The sequence below is a fragment of the Bacillus sp. 22-7 genome (assembly GCF_010628845.1).
Classification (GTDB): Bacteria; Bacillota; Bacilli; order Bacillales; family Cytobacillaceae; genus Cytobacillus; species Cytobacillus firmus_B.
Genome location: NZ_NJQY01000031.1, coordinates 1 through 17339, shown reverse-complemented (window position 1 = coordinate 17339; position 17339 = coordinate 1). Strand labels below are relative to the sequence as shown.

The following is a 17339-nucleotide window of genomic DNA, read 5'->3' as shown; positions in this document are numbered from 1 at the left end:
AAGACATAAGATACTTCATAAAAAAAGCCTCCCATCTCAGGAGGCTGCTTTTCTGCTTATTTTACATCTAACTCATAAACCATCTCAGGTGCTGCTTTCATTTTATGCTTCTTTTTCGGTTTAGGGCCCATGTTATCAAAACGCGCTTTATCATAAATGGCAGTACCCACAATTTCCGCTGTATCCTGAAGCTTTTCCTTGCTTATTTTATCAATTGTATCCTCTGGAGAATGGTACCATGGCTCAGTAGGGCTGTGAATGAATAATGCGGCCGGGATGCCTGCTTCCGCGAATGGAACATGATCACTTCTGCCGCCCTGATATACTGGTGTCTGCTCACCGTTCAGCCTTTCACTTGATGATTGTGATAGCTCTGTTACCAGATTTTCTTTTCCATCCAATGTCATCATCACTAAATCGCCTGCATCCCTGCTTCCAACCATATCAAGATTAAAGTTCGCAATCGTCCTGCTGATCTCATCGTCAGAAAGACTGTCAACATAATGATAGGATCCAATCAATCCCAGCTCCTCTGCTCCGAATGTAACGAAGCGGATTTCTGTATCAGTCGGAATATCCTTAAACACCCGTGCCAGTTCTATAGTCATCGCTGTTCCGGAAGCATCGTCATTCGCCCCAGGCGCACCCGCTACAGAATCATGGTGTGAGCCGACTACAATAATGTCATCGTTCGCTTTCTTTTTGCTGGTCGGTTTCTTTGTGGCAATCACGTTATGGGAAACTTTTTCTCCTGCCTCCGCACCTTCAATGGTCAGGGAAGCTGTTAAGGTTTCACCGCTCTCCAGCAAAGCAAGAATGGCCTCACCTTCTGCTTTTGACAGGGCTAACGCCGGAACATAATCTTCATTATGTTCTCCAAGCGTGCCGCTCAATGGACCCTCTGCATTATTAAAAACAATTACACCGTCAGCACCTTTTTCGGCTGCGTTTAGTACTTTCTCAGCAAAAGAAATGGAACCTCGCTGAATTAGTGCAATTTTGCCGGTGAGATCAGCACCTTCCAGTTCTTCCACTGTGCCCAGACCGGCAAATATCAGTTCCCCGCTCACATTCCCGTTAACTGAATAGGTAAAGGATCTTGGCTGCAGTTCTCCTTCATAGCCGTCAATGGTCACTTCCATACTGCTTGGAGGAGTATATCCATAAAACGTGAATGGCTGAATCTCTGTTTCATATCCAAAGGATTCGAATTGGCTTTTAATATACTGAACAGCGTTATTCTCCGATTCCGTTCCTGCTACACGCGGGGTTTGTGAAAGATAATTAATATTATTATAGATATTTTCTGCATTAATTTTATTGATTACCTTTTTATCGAATACATTTACCGGCTGGTTCTGTTTTACGCCGACTGGCTGTGCAAAAGCTGCCTGTGTTCCGACTGCCCCAAAAACCAGAGTTGAAGCTAGTGCCACTTTTAAAATTGGTTTCCTCATCTAGTACCTCCAATAGAATAATAGATTTCGCTCATTAAATATTATAATGTTTAGAAAAATCATATAAGGGCACAAGATACTAGAATACAGTAGGTACAAAAATCTATATTTTGGTTATATTGTAAATTTTAGGTATTAATTAATAGGAAGATAGATAAAAAAAGAAGGCTGCTCCATGCAAGCCTTCTTCCAATCTATTTCATTAAATCATGATCCACATAACGCTCGCCGTTCAATTCACTGATTACGTTAATCGCCACTTTCGCACCGTCTCCAGCTGTTATGATTGTATGGACGCTGATTCCTGCAATAGTTCCGGCTGCCCAAATACCATCAACATTTGTCTTTCCGTCAGCATCAGCATCCAGAACCGTTTTAATGCGTGGCTCAGTCCCTGCTTTAGTCTTCAAACCGGCTTTTTCGGCTAAATCAGTTGAAAGCCCTGCTGCCACAATCACATGCTTCGCTGAATATGATTTTTCTCCCGCTGTTACAGTAAAACCACTTTCAGCTTTTTCAATGTTTTCTACAGTTCCTTCTGTGATCTCTGCCCCAAACTTAACAGCTTGCTTTTTGCCTGTTTCAATTAATTCCGGGCCAGTGATTTCCATAACGCCATAATGATTTTCAACCCATGCCCGTTTAGTCATGCTTTTATCATTATCCACAACCACTACCTTCTTGCCCGCTTTGGCGGCAAATAGCGCAGCACTTGCACCGGCAGGACCTGCACCCACAATTAAAATATCAAACATCCATACTTCCTCCTTTAACACATTATTTACTTATAGTTTATCCAAGCTAATAATAATTGTAAAATAATGTGATTTCAGGAAATTTAATCTTCATCTTTGATATCCCGGTCCTCCGGTATCGGCTCATTTAAAATTTCCTCAACCAGCTCCCTGTATTTTTCCACCTGCTTTAGATGGGCATTAAACTGTTCCTTGTATATTAAATACTGTTCCCCGTCATAAATAGCGCGTATTTTCTTTTGCTGTATCAGGCTTTCGACATATGACTCAGGGTAAGATAAATATTCTGCGGTTTCTTTAATGGTCAGATACATGCTTGTCCTTCCCTTTCTTATTCCTTATAATATGAATTTACTAATTTCCAGACACTAGAAGACTCTGCTAAAATCATATAGAATAGAAGCTATAAATAATCTGTATAGGCAACCTGTATATTCTATTATTATACGCGAAAAATACTAATTTGACTGAATTCCAGCATATTTTCAGCCAAATAGAGAACAGGAGAAATATAAGCTAATGAATAAAAAAAAGGTATTGGGCTTATATGTGATCATCAGCCTTATTTGGGTATTCGGAACGAATTACCTTTTGCATATGCTTGAGCCTTCTTCTCTTGTCAGTTTTCTATTCAGAGCTAAAGAATTTCTGTACATCATCGCTACAGGATGGCTGCTCTATTATTTTATAGGCAAAAGAGATGAGCTCAGTGCCTCAAGAGAAGAGGAAAAGCGCCTTTCCACTTTAATCAATTCCATGGTGGATTTCGTTAATTTCAAAGACGGTCACGGCCGCTGGATTGAGTCTAATGAATTTGGACTTAAGCTATTTAATCTAGAAAATGTCGATTATAAAGGCAAGAAGGACTCAGAACTTGCCGAGCACACTGATTTTTATGCAGACGCACTTCGCTACTGTGAAACTTCAGATGAAGAAACCTGGGTAAACGGTAAAATTACCCGCATCGAGGAAGTAATTCCCTTGCCTGACGGAACAGAGAAAACGTTCGATACAATTAAAGTACCGCTCTTCCATACAGACGGCAGCCGAAAGGGACTAGTCATTATCGGCCGGGACATAACAGAAAGAAAGCATGTGGAGAAGCTCCTTGCCGAAAGCCAGCAGCAGTATAAATCCCTGTTTGAATATAATACCGAGATCGTCTTTATGACAGACCTTCATGGCACGATTACGAAAGTAAATCCCCAATTTAAAGCCGTGACAGGATACAGCCCTGATGAAACATTGGGTAAAAACATCAATGAAATTATACCGGCTCCTTATAAAACGAAGGCAATCGAAGACTTTATAGGCATCCTTGAGGATAAACAGCCAAAAACCTGTGAGTTTGATTTTAATCATAAAAATGGCAGCAAACTGACTATTCAATGCACTGCCCTTCCGCTTATTGTGAACGGTCAAATTGCCGGGGTCATCGGTTATGGAAAAGATGTGACAAAGCTGCGTCAGGCTGAAGAAAGACTCCGCCGCACCGAAAAGCTTTCTGTGGTTGGCGAGCTTTCTGCAAGTGTTGCACATGAAATCAGAAATCCTCTCACATCTTTAAAAGGCTTTGTGCAGCTGATGCAGCTGGAAGATGAAAAGCATCAGTTCTATTATCAGATCATGCAGGAAGAACTCGACCGGATCAACCATATTGTCGGCGAGCTTCTGCTCCTTGCCAAGCCTCAGGATATTTGTTTCACAAAAGCAGATGTTCAAAAAATCCTGTTTAATGTCATTTCGCTTTTAAAAACTGAAGCCAGCATGCACAATGTCCAGATTGAATTTCTGTTAAAATCGGATGTGTATATGATTGAATGTGAACCGAATCAGCTTAAGCAGCTTTTTATTAATATCATAAAAAATGCCATCGAAGCATCTAATGAAGGCGGCAAAGTAACCGTTACACTGCTGGCAGAAGACCACCAGCTGACTATCCTGGTTAAGGATACCGGCTGCGGCATGTCAGAAGATCGCCTGAATAGGATCGGTGAACCTTTTTATTCGTCAAAGGAGAAGGGAACAGGCCTCGGGCTCACAGTCAGCTTCAAGATTGTTCAATCCCATAATGGTTCCATTCATTTCAATAGCAAGAAAGGGAGAGGTACAGAAGCTGTCATAAAGCTCCCTGTAAAAAAACAAACACCTGCCCCTGAAGCTGGAATAACCGTTTAAACAGCAAAAGAGCGATATTCAATCAAACGTTTGATTGAATATCGCTCTTCTTTTAATTTCCCTTAATCTCCAGCAGCTTCATCCTTAAGTCATTCTCCATATTGGCCAGGTCATGTTCTGCCTGCCGGCGCTTATTCCTGCCTTCTTCCTGGATCCTCAAGGTTTCTTCAAGAGTAGAGATCAGATTCTCCTGTGTTTTCTTTAGCGTTTCGATATCAACAAGGCCCCGCTCATTTTCACGTGCCGTTTCAATTGTATTCACTTTTAGCATCTCCGCATTTTTCAAAAGAAGATCATTGGTGGTTTTTGATACCTTCTTCTGGGCTTCGACGGCATGGCGCTGGCGAAGCAGTGTCAGGGCAATAGCCACCTGATTTTTCCAAAGCGGGATGGCAGTCATGATAGAAGACTGGATTTTTTCAACTAATGCCTGATTGGTATTCTGTATCAGGCGGATCTGCGGCGCACTTTGAATCGTTATTTCACGGCTCAGCTTCAAGTCATAAAGACGTTTATCCAGGCGGTCGGCAAACTGGATCATATCGTTTACTTCCTGGAACTTCATCTGGTCATTTGACTCTTCTGCCCTCTTTTTCAGCTCGGGAATGGTCTTTTCATGAAGCTCCTCAAGCTTTAGTTCTCCTGCTGCAATATAAACATTTAACGCATGAAAATACTCTTTATTATTATCGTAAAGCTTATCTAACATGACAATGTCGGAAAGAAGCGCGTTTTTGCTTCTTTCCAATTTCACGCTGATGCGGTCGATTTGAGCTCCTGTTTTCTGGTATTTGGACAATACTTCCTGAACAGAACCGGAAATCTTTCCGAACATACGCGCAAAAAAGGATGATTTCTCAGGCTTCAGCTCATCCGGATTCACATCGCTGAATTTTTTCATCAGATCATTAATGATTGTTCCCACTTCACCAACGTCTTTTTTCTGAACATGCTCGAGCATGGTATGGGAGAACGATAACAGCTTTGATTGAGCTGGTGTTCCGTATGAGATCATCGCCTGGTGATTGGCCGGATCAATTTGCTTTGCAAGCTGATAAGCTTTTTCGCGGTTTTCTTCCGGAATCACATCTATCAGCCTTGTCCGCTTTTCCGAATGCAGCGGCGAGGAAGCAGGCTGCTGATTTTCCCCAAAAGGATCTGCCAGCAAATCATCCATTAAATCAGTGTTTTTTAACAGGGACGGTTTTTCTTCGGTCATTTTAATCTCCTGCTTTCATCATGAATTCTTGATTCTTTTATCTTCTCAATCGAATTCCTGGCAACATCAATTTCAAGATGAAGCTGATCAATATCTTCCGCTATAACCCGGTGAAGATCTTCCTCCACATGATGGGTAAGTGCATCAAGTGTACGTCTCGTTTCCTGGAGGGACTGATCCAGTTCACGGGACTTTCTCGGCTGGGAAGAAAGGAAGACATACTTTTCCGCCAGCTCCACAGCAGAATCCAAATGGGAAAAATAAAACTGCTCCGCCTGATAGAACCGTTTCGGCTCACTTCTGGTCAGTCTGTAAATTCTCCTTGTCACCCTCATGAACTCCATGCGCTGCTTCAGCGTCGGGAAATGCCGTATTGAGAACATCGCTTTATGCAGACGGGTTATTTTGCGGCGTGCCTCATCAAGATTTCGCTTTATATATTGGTATTCCCTTTTCGTCAATCCATGCTTTTTCAAAAAGCGGCGGCGCTGAATCAAGCCTCCGGCCCAATAAGTGAGCAGCCCGGCTCCAGCTCCATAAACCCCTGACAGAAAAAATGTTTGCCCGAAAGCAAAATAACTGGCCAGCCAGACACTGACAGACAATGGAACAGCCGTCAGCAGGCGAAAAGCAAATGCTAAAAAGGAATTCATATTTATCGACTCCTACTCATAGTCCTACTTATTTATACGTAATTGATAAACCTAAAGTTTCATCCACAGACATCTTTCAGCAAAAAAGGCATATATCCTTAAATCTATTAAAACACTTTTAAAAAACTTCTCAAGTTATACGATACAAAATAACACGATTACCCGCCATAGACCACAAAAGTAATCGCTGCTAAGACCTGAGACGTATATTAAATAAAAAAAGCACCTGCGGAAATTTTTCCGCAGGTGCTTTATGGCTATTTAACCGCCAATGCACGCTTGCCCATGGCATTGTAAATCTTAATGAACTTTTCTTTTGGCATCTTAACATCTTTTTTAACAGCTTCACTGTCATTAAAATAAACATAATCGGCATCCACACCGGTTACGACAATACAGTGCAGAGGTGTCGGTGCGCTGATCGTTTTGCCGGCAGGCGTTTTCCAGGTTCTTTTATTCGGCATTTCATGGCTGATTGTAAACCACGCCAGAACAGGGTTACCCTCTGAAACAGCCTTTTCTATTTCTGAGAAATCTTTTCCGGTCAGATTTACACCGCCAGGACGATATTGATCAAGCAGCTTTTTCAGCGGCCCCGGATTTATCGTGTGTCCGTTGCCAAAAGGTGTTCCAACGAACCCGACATCAGGGTCGCCCCAGGTTTTAATCGATCCGTCTGCATTTCTTACCAGCTTGGTTGAGTCATATGGCATTTTTTTTGCCAGTGTGGTTTTGCTGACATTCACTCCATAAAACTTTAATGCCATCGCAAGGGAAGTGACTTCACATCCGCTTGGCAGCTCCGGCCGCTGGGCAATGAGCGGCACATTAATTTTGGACAGGCGGGCATCACTGGCTTTCACATAATCACCGCTTACATAACCCGTTCCGCCATTGTAGGAAATTTTATACCAGCCATTGCTTTCCTTATGTATAACATTCAATACAGATCCGTTCTTCAAGGACCCTATTTTCCCGTAATTTGTACCCGGACCTTTCCGGACATTTAATGACGTAGCATCCACCCGGTAAAGCTTTTCATTTGTTTTGACATACTGGCCGCTGACATAGCCTGTTTTGCCATTGTAGTTTATTTTGTACCAGCCGTTTGCAAGTCGTTCAATCGCCTGAATACCGCTGCCTTGGGCCAGGCTGCCAATCCGGCTATAATTTGTACCCGGACCGGAACGGACATTCAGACTGGTTGCATCCACTGTGTAAGTAGCGGAAGCCGCTTCTGCCACCACGTTTGAAAAGCTCGGAATTGACGGCGACAAGACTCCTCCTGCCAAAATAGCTGCAGCAACAGTGCCTTTTAATATAGCTCTGTTTCCATATGAACCTCTTAAAATTGCCATTCACTTTCCTCCATATCCCTGATTTTATTTCTGTCGAATTTTGCGGACTACTCTAAAAATAAAGATTAGCAAACTTCAAGTCTACCTCTTTGGGACTGGAAAAATTTTATTGATTCTATTGAATCAGTTTGAATTTGCTTATTTGGCAGAGTCAGTATATTTGGCATCTGTATATCTTCCCTTTTGAAAAAGTTTAATTATAAGGGCTGCAGGGAATACACTCTTGTACCAATTCACTTACATCTTGGAGGAAACATAATGAACAAGCACTATTTTCATATAGTAATTTTATTAATAGGATCGATTATATTCCCTTCCTCAGGATATGCAGAGGATACGATTGGGAAGGAAAACAAGGTTGTGCTGATCTCCTTTGATGGAATGAGGAACGACCTGGCAAAAGAGTTTATACAGGACGGCAAGCTTCCTCATTTTAAATCACTTATGAAGAACGGAGTGGCTGCCAAGGATTCTAAAACCGTAACCCCTTCGCTCACTGCACCATCCCATGCGGCCATTGCCTCAGGTGCAGCTCCATCGGAAACCGGTATGGTCAGCAATAAATGGCAGGATCCCAACAAGGAATTGGCCAATGGAGAAAGCGCTTTTCATCAGCCGCTTGATAAAAGCCCGCTTTGGGCAGAAGCCAAAAAGAATGGCAAAACAACGGCCACCGTGCTGTTTCCCGGATCAAACCCTGATGCAGGCGAACAGGCTGATTATGCAGTTTATTATGGTGAAACCTGGGCAGAAAGCTCACTCGATAAGCTTCAGTTCAAAAAAACAGAGAGCTGGAAGCACACCGAAAACAGCTTCAGCCCTGCAAAGGAAGCTATAGTGAAGCTTCCTTTGAAAAAAGCACAGAATAAAGAGATCTATATATTAGCTTTAGACACTTCGGATGATGGAAAAACCAGTTATAACCGCTTCATTTTTTCGGAAAACCGTGGTGCAGACTCCGAAGATGTTATCGTCAATGCCAATGAATGGGGATCAATTCCTGTTGAAGCTGACGGTGAATCTGCAGGATTTTGGTTTAAGCTGAAGACTGATACCAGCCTTGAGAAAGCGAGCATTTACCGCACTGCTGTTACATCAGCCCTCATTGAAGGTCCAGAAGGATTTGAAGAGGAGCTGCTATCGGAATTCGGCTTTTTCCCCGTCCAGGATGATACAAAGGCTTTTGAAAAAAAGTGGATTACTCGGGAAGAGTACGAGGAAATTGGTTCGCGTTTTGTCCACTGGGCAACTGATGTGTCTCTTTATATTAAAGAAAAATACCAGCCCGATCTGCTGATGTTTTACACACCTCAGATTGATTATGAATCACATCATTTTCTGCTGACAGATCCGCGGCAGCCCGGGTATTCAGAGGGAAATTCCCAAAGACATTCGAAATACATTGAATGGGCCTACAAGCTTGCAGATGATGTAGTAGGACAGACGATGGACATCCTTAGCGAAGAAGACCACCTTCTTGTGGTATCTGATCACGGCATGGAGCCAGTCCACACCATTCTGGCTCCAAACACACTTCTGAAAGAAGCAGGTCTCTTAAAAACAGATAAAAAAGGCAGAGTGGATGAGGAGAACTCCAAAGCAATGGCTGTAGCCAGCGGATCAGCTGCCCAAATATATCTGAATGAAAACCTCACCAAAAGAGAAAAGGAAAAGGCTGCAGACCAAGTGGTGAAGCTCTTTAGCGAATATAAAATCAAACCCGAATTTAAGACAAAAATCCTTAAGGGCTATTTAGGTGAAGCCGGTGATTTTCTCGCCGAAGGAAAGTTCAGCCAATTTAATCAAACGGCAAAGCAATTTTCCAATTACCTTTTCAGGAAACAAGAAAAGCCTTATCAGATTGCGTATGATAACAATAAAGAGAATAAGCACCCTAACCAGGGAGACATATTGCTGCTTGGTGCAAGTGGCTATATGATGGGCAGCAGCTTAACAGACCCCCAAATGCCGGCAATAGAACTTGGCAGCCATGGCGGCAATCCTGACCGGAAAGAACTCAAGGCGGTATTCTTTGCACAGGGTCCTTCTTTTAAAAGTAACAGCGGAATTGGTTCGATTACCACACTGGATATCGCCCCGACCGTTTATAAACTGCTGGAGATACCGGCTCCTGACTTTTTGGAGGGTGAAGTTCTGAAAGATGCATTTTAATTAAAAACACGGCCTTGCTATATGCTGCAAGGCCGTGTTTCATTTTTGAAAAAAACCCACCCCTAAAGAGATGAGCAGAACAAACTATATACAATCCAATTCTACAGTTACTGTAGTTCCTTCACCTATAAAACTATCGATAGTCATCAGCCCTTGGTGTTCCTGTATAATTTTATTGCTGACCGTGAGCCCCAGACCAATTCCTTTATCTTTTGTTGTATAAAATGGTGTCCCAAGATGCTTCAGCATTTCATCATCAATGCCTGCTCCTTCATCTGCAAAAGCAATCCTTACACGCCCGCGCTCTATTTGCTGCATGCTGATATATACATTTCCGCCATTCGGCATAGCTTCAATCGCATTTTTTAAAAAGTTCACAAACACTTGCTTCAGCTGAGGAGGTGAACATAATAGCATGATATCATTCTCACTATGTTTGAGATGAATCTGGACATTATGAAGCAGAGCCTGCGGATGAAGCACCTTAATCGTGCTTTCCAGAATGGACATTAAGTTCCCTTTCTCAAACTCGATTGCCTGAGGCTTTGCCAAAGACATGAACTCATTGACAATGATATCAATTCGATCCAGCTCTTCCATAATAATGGATAGATAATTATCCTGCTTTTCCTGATTAATGCTTGATTGGAGCAGTTTTGAAAAACCTTTTAGAGAAGTCAGCGGGTTCCTGATTTCGTGGGCAACCCCTGCTGCAAGCTGGCCGATAATGGAAAGGCGATCCAAATTCCGCAAAACAGCATCATTATTAACTCTGTCTGTTATGTTTCTGCCTACTGCCACAAATAATTCAATTTCGCCCCTGTCGTTGAAAATAGGGGAAATGCTAGTCTCCACGAAAAGGACATCACCATTTGCCGTATTCATTTTTGTCTCAAGGAGCTGTGGCTCTCCTGTTTCAAGCAGGTTTTGAGAGACTTTGTTAAACTTTTCTCTCTCTTCCTCGGAATATATGATAGTGGTACAGGACTTCCCCACAAGCTGCACCGGCGAATACCCCAATACATTTTCATGAGATGGGGATGCATAAATCACCGTCTGTTCCCTTGTGAAGACCTTGATCATATCTGTTGTATTCTTCGTAATCAAATCGTACAGTTCCCTGGTTTTTCTTAATTCCCTCTCCATGCTTTTAAACTCTGTCATATCCCGGAATATAGCCAGAACGGCAATGATTTTTCCCTTGGAATTTCTGAAAGGAGAATAGGAAACCGATATATCCAGAATCGAACCATCCTGATGATAGCGCTGTGTGATCACATTGCTGTATACCTTCCCAAGCTTGACCAGTTTTATTATCCCCTTCACTTCTTCCGGGTTCTGAAAATCGGTAAACTTCCTGCCGATAACCTGCGCTTCGGTATAACCAAAAATCACCGTATACATATGATTAACCCTTATAAAACGGTTTTCCATATCTATGATGGCTACCCCATCTGCCGTACAGTTCAGGAACAAATCAAGCAATTCATCAGGATTGGAATAAATCGATTCACCATCATTACCTAGGATCGGGAAATCATTGACCATTAACCTCACCCCATTAAATAACTCTATAAACTATATTTTACAGAATTATATGAAAAAAAGCATGAGGATTCTTTAGAACTCAAAAAAAAAGCAGCTTACCCTCAGGTCAGCTGCCCTCTTTCCATTCTAATCCCGCGACTGCTTCACAATGCATAGTCTGCGGGAACATGTCCACAGGCTGCACTTCGATGGTTTTATATCCGCCATCCTCTAAAATACGCAGATCCCTTGCCAATGTTCCCGGATTGCAGGATACATAGACGACTTTCTTTGGCTTCATGCTTAAAATGGTTTTCAAAAGAGCCTCATCACAGCCTTTGCGCGGCGGGTCAACGACCAGTACATCTGCCGTGTTCCCTTTTTTATACCATTCAGGAATTACTTCTTCTGCTTTCCCGACTGCGAATGAAGCATTTGTCATCCGGTTCAATTCCGCATTCCTCTTCGCATCCTCAATGGCTTCCGGAACGATTTCAACTCCGAACACTTCTTTTGCTTTCTGTGCCAGGAAAAGCGAAATGGTGCCAATTCCGCAGTACGCATCGATAACCTTTTCTTCTCCGCTTAAATTCGCATATTCCAGAGCCTTATCATATAAAACCTTCGTTTGCTCCGGATTCACCTGATAGAAGGAGCGGGCGGAAATCGCAAATTGGATATCGCCAATAAAATCATAGATCACTTCTTCGCCCCAGAGAACTCGTGTAACATCTCCCATGATTACATTTGTCTTCCGCGAATTCACATTATGGACGATGGATTTAACACCTTCGATACTTGCTGCAATCTCTTCCACAATCTTTTGCTTATTCGGGAGCTCATTCGTCCTTGTAACAAGGACAATCATCACTTCGCCTGTCACAAGACCATAGCGCGCCATCACGTGGCGGAGCTCACCTTTATGCCTGCCTTCATCATAAGCGCGGACACCATAGCGGCCGCAAATTTCCTTTACCTTTTGAACAACCTCATCATTTTTTTCCTGCTGAATGAGGCATTCCTTCATATCGATGATCTGGTGGGTGCGCTGCTGGTAAAATCCGCCGATCAGACCGCCTTCCTGCTCGCCAATCGGAACCTGCGCTTTATTTCTGTAGCGCCACGGATTCTTCATGCCGAGAACCGGATGCACCTTGACACCCTCTAGTTTCCCGATTCTTTCCAGTACATCTCTGACCTGTTTTTCCTTGGCGAGAAGCTGGCCTTCATAGCTCAGGTGCTGGAGCTGACATCCTCCGCACTCCTTATATATCGGGCATGGTGCTTCCACCCGGTATGGGCTGCTTTCATAAGTCTCAATCAAGCGCCCAAACCCATATCCCTTATTCACCTTTATTACTTTGACTTTTGCTCTCTCACCCGGAAGTCCATCCGGCACAAATAAAGGGTAGCCATCAACCTTTGCCACTCCTGCCCCTTCATGGGTCAAATCCTCAAATGTCACATCTATATAATCATTTTTTTGCACAGGTAATGTTCTGCTCATCATTTTCTTCCTTTTCAGCTTAATTCCGTGACCTATTTTGACTAGACAGATTGTATCACAAAATAGGGTTAAATACGAAATGGATATCTTTCAGATCCTTTGGACCTGCATACCCCGCAGCATGTCTATTTGCAGAAACGAATCCTGTATTTGTATTTTTCCCAGTCTAATTGCAGGGTTTCCCTATCTATTTGCTCTTTCACTCATCTATTTGCAGTAATACTTTTCTATTTGCATCTTTCACAACCTCTTGTGTTTCTGCAAAATAAAAGCCCGCTCTGTAATAGAGCGGACTTCCTATTATTCATGGGAGCTTTCCCAATCTGTCGGGCGGTCTTCCTCACGAATCTGATCGATAGGAACAAATACTTCCAAATGCCTGTACAGGTTTACGAATTCGGCAGGAAGAAGCCCGCCAAATTCACCGTCAAGATTGAGCTGTACCTTCTCTTTGGATTGCACTTTAATGCGGTTTGCCTGCGTGTAGATGACGTTCGGATCCTTTACATGCTCACCCCGGACTGCCATTGTCGCGATCCGGATAAAATCGGCGAGATTGGTTTTCTTTAAGATCAGCAGGGAGAATAGACCGTCATTAATACAGGAATCCGGCGCAAGTTTTTCAAAACCGCCGACTGAATTTGTCAGACCGACAAGGAAAAGCATGGCTTCACCCTCAAAGATTTTCCCGTCAAACTCAATGCTCACTTCAGTTGAACGGATAGAAGGCAGCATTTCAATTCCCTTAAGGTAATAGGCAAGCTGGCCAATCATGGTTTTAAGCTTGCTTGGCACCTCGTAAGTCAGCTCTGTCAGCCTTCCTCCGCCAGCGATATTAATAAAATATTTATCATTAATGCGGCCAATATCAACAGGAATGGTATCCCCTTTTACAATAATATCCGCTGCCGCTTCCACATCTCTTGGAATATGGAGTGCACGGGCAAAATCATTAGTTGTGCCCATTGGGATAATGCCGAGGCGCGGACGGTAATCCTGTTCAGCGAGTCCATTTACAACCTCGTTAATCGTGCCGTCACCGCCTGCTGCAACGACCAGGTCGAATCTGCGTTCAACAGCTGTCCGGGCAGCTTTAATGGCATCCCCTTCACCTGTGGTAGCATGGCATGACGTTTCATAGCCAGCTGTCTCCAATTTCTGCAAAACCTCTGCTAAATGTCTTTTAAAAATTTCCCGGCCTGAAGTCGGGTTATAAATAATTCTTGCTCTTTTCATAGCCCATCATCCTATTATTGAAATATCTAAACTTAATACTTTTCATTCCATCTTTTTACATCATAGCGAATAGTCCGCGGCTTAGCAATTTTCACAGCTAACCGTTTCTATTCTATTCACTTCCTGGTGTTTTCACAAGTGGACAGATGCACAAATGAATTATACCCTCATTAAGCAAAAAAGTATCGTAATTAAGTTATATTTCTTGGCCAGGTGCTTTAAATCAGCATTATCCAGGATGAGGTTAAGCTTACTCCTGTTTGAGGTCCTGCAAAACAAGGCTCTTAACGTAGTCAATAATGGTTCTATATGGATATTCTTCATTAATTACTCTATGAAGCATTGCCCCGTCCATAAAAGTCCAAAACAATCCTGCTACATGGTTTGGATCTGCATCTGAACGGAATTCCCCGGTGTTCTGTCCTTCCTCCATAATATCTGTTATCAGCTTTAAAAAGAACTTCTTTCCACGCTCATTCAGGATTCGATTCAGGTTCTCATCTCTTGAGGAATGCAGCGTAAATTCCAGCTGCACAGTTATTCTATCTTTCCGTTCCTGGCTGAATGGGCTCATATCCCTGTACAAGTCAAACAGGTATTCAAGTTTCTCTTCTGCGGAGGAGAACATGGATATTTTCTCTGCAAGTCTTGCATTAGCTGATTCTGTCTGCTCATTCAACAGCTCCAGATAGATTTCTTCCTTGCTTCTAAAATAATTATAGATAGCTCCCTTGCTGATTCCTGAATAAGCGACAATATCATCTATGGTCGCTGCCTGAAATCCTTTTTTGGCAAAGCAGGCCAAGGCGCCCGACAGGATCTCTTTCTTTTTTTTCCGTTTATATTCCTCTGATACGATGGGCGGCAATTCTGTCCCTCCAAGGCATTTGATTTATTCTCTTTCAGTTATTCATTTATCAGCAGCACTTCCGGCTGATTTCACTGCTTTTCAGAATTTCTTCTGAATACAGGCTGGCATGTTCACTCGTGATTTCCGTATTTTCCTCAGCCAATCCCGCTTTTATCAAGTCTTCTTTCATTTTAGCAAGAAATAAATCTCTGATAGTTGCTGAACGGCACGGCTGCATTTGCGCTGCCAAATCCCAAATCCATTGCTCAAGATGTACACTCTTGCTCTTTTTTTGCATTTCCTGCGGAACCTGCCTTCTTCCCATATCTCCCACTCCCCAGGTTTGTAATTAAAAATAAACTGATCGGTCTTTTTTATTGTAAATATTTTTATATGAATTTTCAAATTTTTTCATATAGTTCTGTTAAATTGGCCTGTTGATTTCCGCTTTAGGCACTCCCTTTCCGCGTGCGGTCCGGGAGCCTCCTCGTCAGCTTGCTCCCGCGGGGGCTCCCTTTGATCCACACTCCTTCAGGACTTTGAATAAGCTTCCTTGAGTAAACACCGCACGAAGAACATGCGAATGATTTTCGAGGATCTCATGCCTTCCGCTCCAATCAACAGGATGCTAAAAACAACAATAATCTATAACAGAGCCAATATAAAAAACTCCTAACTTCCGTTAAGAGTTACTCCTGATCTATTTGATTTTTCTCCCGATACATGGTTACTAATCCCCCAATGAGCATAAAGCCGGCAAAGGCAAGAGGAAACCAGCGCTCAAACAAAGAGCCTTTAGTTGGCAGCCCACTCTGTTCCTTAGAAGCTTCTTCGGGAATTTCGCCTGTAATCTGAGCCATGACAAGAGTTGTAAAGTCCTCTTCCCCCGGCATTGCCGGTAAAGAGTCCTCCTCCTCGTCCATTGCTTCAAGGTATACTTCCAGACATTGATCACATATATAGAGATGATCTTCATAGAGTTCACGCTCAGGTTCAGAAAGCTCATTTTTCGCATATTTCCGCCATTCCTCCAATGAAAAATGCTCCATGAAAATCATCTCCTCCCAAAGTTCCTTACAGGTCGTGCTTTGAAACACAAATAATATCCTGCAGGGTATTATTTTTATCGAACATATCCTTATAACTATTCGAATTACATGCTTTCTTTTTGAGTGCCGAAACAATCATAATTTAGAGAATGGAATAATTCAATACCTTTTTTATAATAATCTCTCACTAAAAAAATTACAGAATTTTCTATTCCGGATAATGATTAATTCTCCCTCTTCACTAAACCATTATATGGTAAACTGTAAGCGATGACTACATGCAGAGGAGGCTAGTAAAAAATTTTCAAATAATGGACAACTCTAATTAACAATTGAATATATTGATGAAAAAGGATGAATACGATGACTCTTCTTATTTACCTGGCAGCATACTTAATAGGATCAATTCCTACTGCCTTATTATTTGGCAGATTTGCCTTTGGAATTGACATTCGTGATCATGGCAGCAATAATCCTGGTGCGACTAATACATTAAGGGTTCTCGGCAAAAAAGCGGCTATCGTGGTTCTGCTGGTGGATGTGGGCAAGGGCGCCGCCGCTGCAGCAATTCCTGTTATTCTGAGTGCTGAAGCTGATCCGCTAATAGTCGGGATGGTCGCAGTTGCCGGCCACTGCTTTCCGATCTTTGCAGGATTCCGCGGAGGAAAAGCCATCGCAACCACAGCTGGCGTATTGCTTGCTGCAAATATCTGGATGTTTTTAATCGCCTATATTTCTTTTGTTGCTGTCATTTTCCTGACCAAGTATGTATTTTTCGGCTCTTTATCGGTGGGTGCATCCTTGCTTATCTATTCCTTATTTACTGAAGGCACTGAACATGAACTTATCTTTTCTATTTTCTTATTATTTCTGATCTTCCTGCATCGCTCAAACATTAAGAACTTTATTGTTAATAATGAGCCTAAAATCAATGATAAGCGCTTAAAAGATGACCGCATCCCTCCAAGAGATGATAAAAAGCGAGCCTGATTGAAACCCGTATCTGCATTCGGGTTTTTTATTATTTTTTTCACATGAAAGCAGCTCTTTAAGCAAAACCTTTGAATAAAGTGAAACTTCAATCAGTGGGGGGTTCCTTATCCCCCACTGATTGTTAGTCGCGTTCTAGTGTCGCTAAGATCTCCGCTAGCGCTTCGATCAATCGACACTACGAACCCGATTGGTTCAACTAAGCCTCTGCCTGCGCGTCGGCAAGTTTCACTGTATCTCACCAATCGGGCCTTTACATTATAAAGCGAGGCGACTTGCCTTGGGGTGACAAGCATAAGACGAGCAGATGGTGGGGAGTGCTTTTCTTCCCATCAGCTGATTGGCTTATGACCTCGAGCCCCTAGGAGCCGCAGCTAGATTGGGCAGT

Annotated in this window: 15 protein-coding genes; 3 read left to right on the top strand and 12 right to left on the bottom strand. The window is 42.7% G+C overall.

Annotated elements, in window-relative coordinates; genetic code table 11:
- Nucleotides 1-56 precede the first annotated feature (56 nt).
- The 3 genes from CE058_RS20095 to CE058_RS20085 form a co-directional block, all read right to left on the bottom strand.
- Complete coding sequence (locus tag CE058_RS20095) at nucleotides 57-1457, bottom strand: M28 family peptidase (protein WP_163144823.1); 1401 nt, start codon at nucleotides 1455-1457, stop codon at nucleotides 57-59.
- Between the two features lie 194 nt (nucleotides 1458-1651).
- Entirely contained in the window at nucleotides 1652-2212 is a 561-nt protein-coding gene (locus CE058_RS20090) for an FAD-dependent oxidoreductase (RefSeq protein WP_163144822.1), read from the bottom strand.
- Nucleotides 2213-2295: 83 nt separating this feature from the next.
- Complete coding sequence (locus CE058_RS20085) at nucleotides 2296-2526, bottom strand: excisionase family DNA-binding protein (RefSeq protein ID WP_035331742.1); 231 nt, start codon at nucleotides 2524-2526, stop codon at nucleotides 2296-2298.
- A gap of 205 nt (nucleotides 2527-2731) precedes the next feature.
- Between CE058_RS20085 and CE058_RS20080 the strand changes: the two genes are divergently transcribed.
- Nucleotides 2732-4390, top strand: a complete 1659-nt coding sequence (locus CE058_RS20080) for a PAS domain-containing sensor histidine kinase (RefSeq protein WP_163144821.1) — start codon at nucleotides 2732-2734, stop codon at nucleotides 4388-4390.
- A gap of 52 nt (nucleotides 4391-4442) precedes the next feature.
- Here the strand turns inward: CE058_RS20080 and CE058_RS20075 are convergent, their stop codons facing one another.
- The 3 genes from CE058_RS20075 to CE058_RS20065 all read right to left on the bottom strand — a co-directional run bounded on the left by CE058_RS20075 (nucleotide 4443) and on the right by CE058_RS20065 (nucleotide 7620).
- Nucleotides 4443-5609 (bottom strand): toxic anion resistance protein, encoded by a 1167-nt coding sequence (locus CE058_RS20075; protein WP_048009739.1) that lies wholly within the window; start codon nucleotides 5607-5609, stop codon nucleotides 4443-4445.
- A complete protein-coding gene (locus CE058_RS20070; protein ID WP_048009740.1) occupies nucleotides 5606-6262 on the bottom strand; it encodes a 5-bromo-4-chloroindolyl phosphate hydrolysis family protein in 657 nt (218 codons plus the stop codon). Before CE058_RS20070 ends, CE058_RS20075 begins: the two co-directional genes overlap by 4 nt.
- A gap of 257 nt (nucleotides 6263-6519) precedes the next feature.
- Nucleotides 6520-7620 carry an SH3 domain-containing protein gene (locus CE058_RS20065; RefSeq protein WP_163144820.1) on the bottom strand — a complete coding sequence of 367 codons (1101 nt, stop codon included), beginning with the start codon at nucleotides 7618-7620 and terminating at the stop codon, nucleotides 6520-6522.
- Between the two features lie 258 nt (nucleotides 7621-7878).
- On the opposite strand from CE058_RS20065, the gene CE058_RS20060 reads away from it, so the two are divergent.
- Nucleotides 7879-9792, top strand: a complete 1914-nt coding sequence (locus tag CE058_RS20060) for an alkaline phosphatase family protein (RefSeq protein WP_163144819.1) — start codon at nucleotides 7879-7881, stop codon at nucleotides 9790-9792.
- An 84-nt stretch (nucleotides 9793-9876) separates the two neighbouring features.
- On the opposite strand, the gene CE058_RS20055 is transcribed toward CE058_RS20060, so the two are convergent.
- The 6 genes from CE058_RS20055 to CE058_RS20030 all read right to left on the bottom strand — a co-directional run bounded on the left by CE058_RS20055 (nucleotide 9877) and on the right by CE058_RS20030 (nucleotide 15961).
- Nucleotides 9877-11340, bottom strand: a complete 1464-nt coding sequence (locus CE058_RS20055; protein ID WP_163144818.1) for a PAS domain-containing sensor histidine kinase — start codon at nucleotides 11338-11340, stop codon at nucleotides 9877-9879.
- A gap of 106 nt (nucleotides 11341-11446) precedes the next feature.
- Nucleotides 11447-12826, bottom strand: coding sequence for a 23S rRNA (uracil(1939)-C(5))-methyltransferase RlmD (rlmD, locus tag CE058_RS20050; protein ID WP_163144817.1), 1380 nt, complete (start codon nucleotides 12824-12826; stop codon nucleotides 11447-11449).
- Between the two features lie 300 nt (nucleotides 12827-13126).
- Nucleotides 13127-14062, bottom strand: a complete 936-nt coding sequence (locus CE058_RS20045) for a diacylglycerol kinase (RefSeq protein ID WP_048009745.1) — start codon at nucleotides 14060-14062, stop codon at nucleotides 13127-13129.
- Between the two features lie 250 nt (nucleotides 14063-14312).
- Nucleotides 14313-14930, bottom strand: a complete 618-nt coding sequence (locus CE058_RS20040) for a TetR/AcrR family transcriptional regulator (RefSeq protein ID WP_135148027.1) — start codon at nucleotides 14928-14930, stop codon at nucleotides 14313-14315.
- A 49-nt stretch (nucleotides 14931-14979) separates the two neighbouring features.
- Nucleotides 14980-15237, bottom strand: coding sequence for a hypothetical protein (locus CE058_RS20035; protein WP_135148026.1), 258 nt, complete (start codon nucleotides 15235-15237; stop codon nucleotides 14980-14982).
- Nucleotides 15238-15601: 364 nt separating this feature from the next.
- On the bottom strand, nucleotides 15602-15961 hold the full coding sequence (locus CE058_RS20030; protein WP_163144816.1) for an anti-sigma factor: 360 nt from the start codon (nucleotides 15959-15961) through the stop codon (nucleotides 15602-15604).
- 363 nt (nucleotides 15962-16324) lie between these two features.
- Here CE058_RS20030 and plsY point away from each other — a divergent pair, with 363 nt between their 5' ends.
- Complete coding sequence (gene plsY, locus CE058_RS20025) at nucleotides 16325-16951, top strand: glycerol-3-phosphate 1-O-acyltransferase PlsY (protein ID WP_163144815.1); 627 nt, start codon at nucleotides 16325-16327, stop codon at nucleotides 16949-16951.
- Nucleotides 16952-17339: the final 388 nt, after the last annotated feature.

What these genes read in the sequence shown, in the direction of transcription:
- CE058_RS20095 (WP_163144823.1), bottom strand. Translation starts at nt 1,457, where the DNA reads ATGAGGAAACCAATTTTAAAAGTGGCACTAGCTTCAACTCTGGTTTTT.
- CE058_RS20090 (WP_163144822.1), bottom strand. Translation starts at nt 2,212, where the DNA reads ATGTTTGATATTTTAATTGTGGGTGCAGGTCCTGCCGGTGCAAGTGCT.
- CE058_RS20085 (WP_035331742.1), bottom strand. Translation starts at nt 2,526, where the DNA reads ATGTATCTGACCATTAAAGAAACCGCAGAATATTTATCTTACCCTGAG.
- CE058_RS20080 (WP_163144821.1), top strand. Translation starts at nt 2,732, where the DNA reads ATGAATAAAAAAAAGGTATTGGGCTTATATGTGATCATCAGCCTTATT.
- CE058_RS20075 (WP_048009739.1), bottom strand. Translation starts at nt 5,609, where the DNA reads ATGACCGAAGAAAAACCGTCCCTGTTAAAAAACACTGATTTAATGGAT.
- CE058_RS20070 (WP_048009740.1), bottom strand. Translation starts at nt 6,262, where the DNA reads ATGAATTCCTTTTTAGCATTTGCTTTTCGCCTGCTGACGGCTGTTCCA.
- CE058_RS20065 (WP_163144820.1), bottom strand. Translation starts at nt 7,620, where the DNA reads ATGGCAATTTTAAGAGGTTCATATGGAAACAGAGCTATATTAAAAGGC.
- CE058_RS20060 (WP_163144819.1), top strand. Translation starts at nt 7,879, where the DNA reads ATGAACAAGCACTATTTTCATATAGTAATTTTATTAATAGGATCGATT.
- CE058_RS20055 (WP_163144818.1), bottom strand. Translation starts at nt 11,340, where the DNA reads ATGGTCAATGATTTCCCGATCCTAGGTAATGATGGTGAATCGATTTAT.
- rlmD (WP_163144817.1), bottom strand. Translation starts at nt 12,826, where the DNA reads ATGAGCAGAACATTACCTGTGCAAAAAAATGATTATATAGATGTGACA.
- CE058_RS20045 (WP_048009745.1), bottom strand. Translation starts at nt 14,062, where the DNA reads ATGAAAAGAGCAAGAATTATTTATAACCCGACTTCAGGCCGGGAAATT.
- CE058_RS20035 (WP_135148026.1), bottom strand. Translation starts at nt 15,237, where the DNA reads ATGGGAAGAAGGCAGGTTCCGCAGGAAATGCAAAAAAAGAGCAAGAGT.
- CE058_RS20030 (WP_163144816.1), bottom strand. Translation starts at nt 15,961, where the DNA reads ATGGAGCATTTTTCATTGGAGGAATGGCGGAAATATGCGAAAAATGAG.
- plsY (WP_163144815.1), top strand. Translation starts at nt 16,325, where the DNA reads ATGACTCTTCTTATTTACCTGGCAGCATACTTAATAGGATCAATTCCT.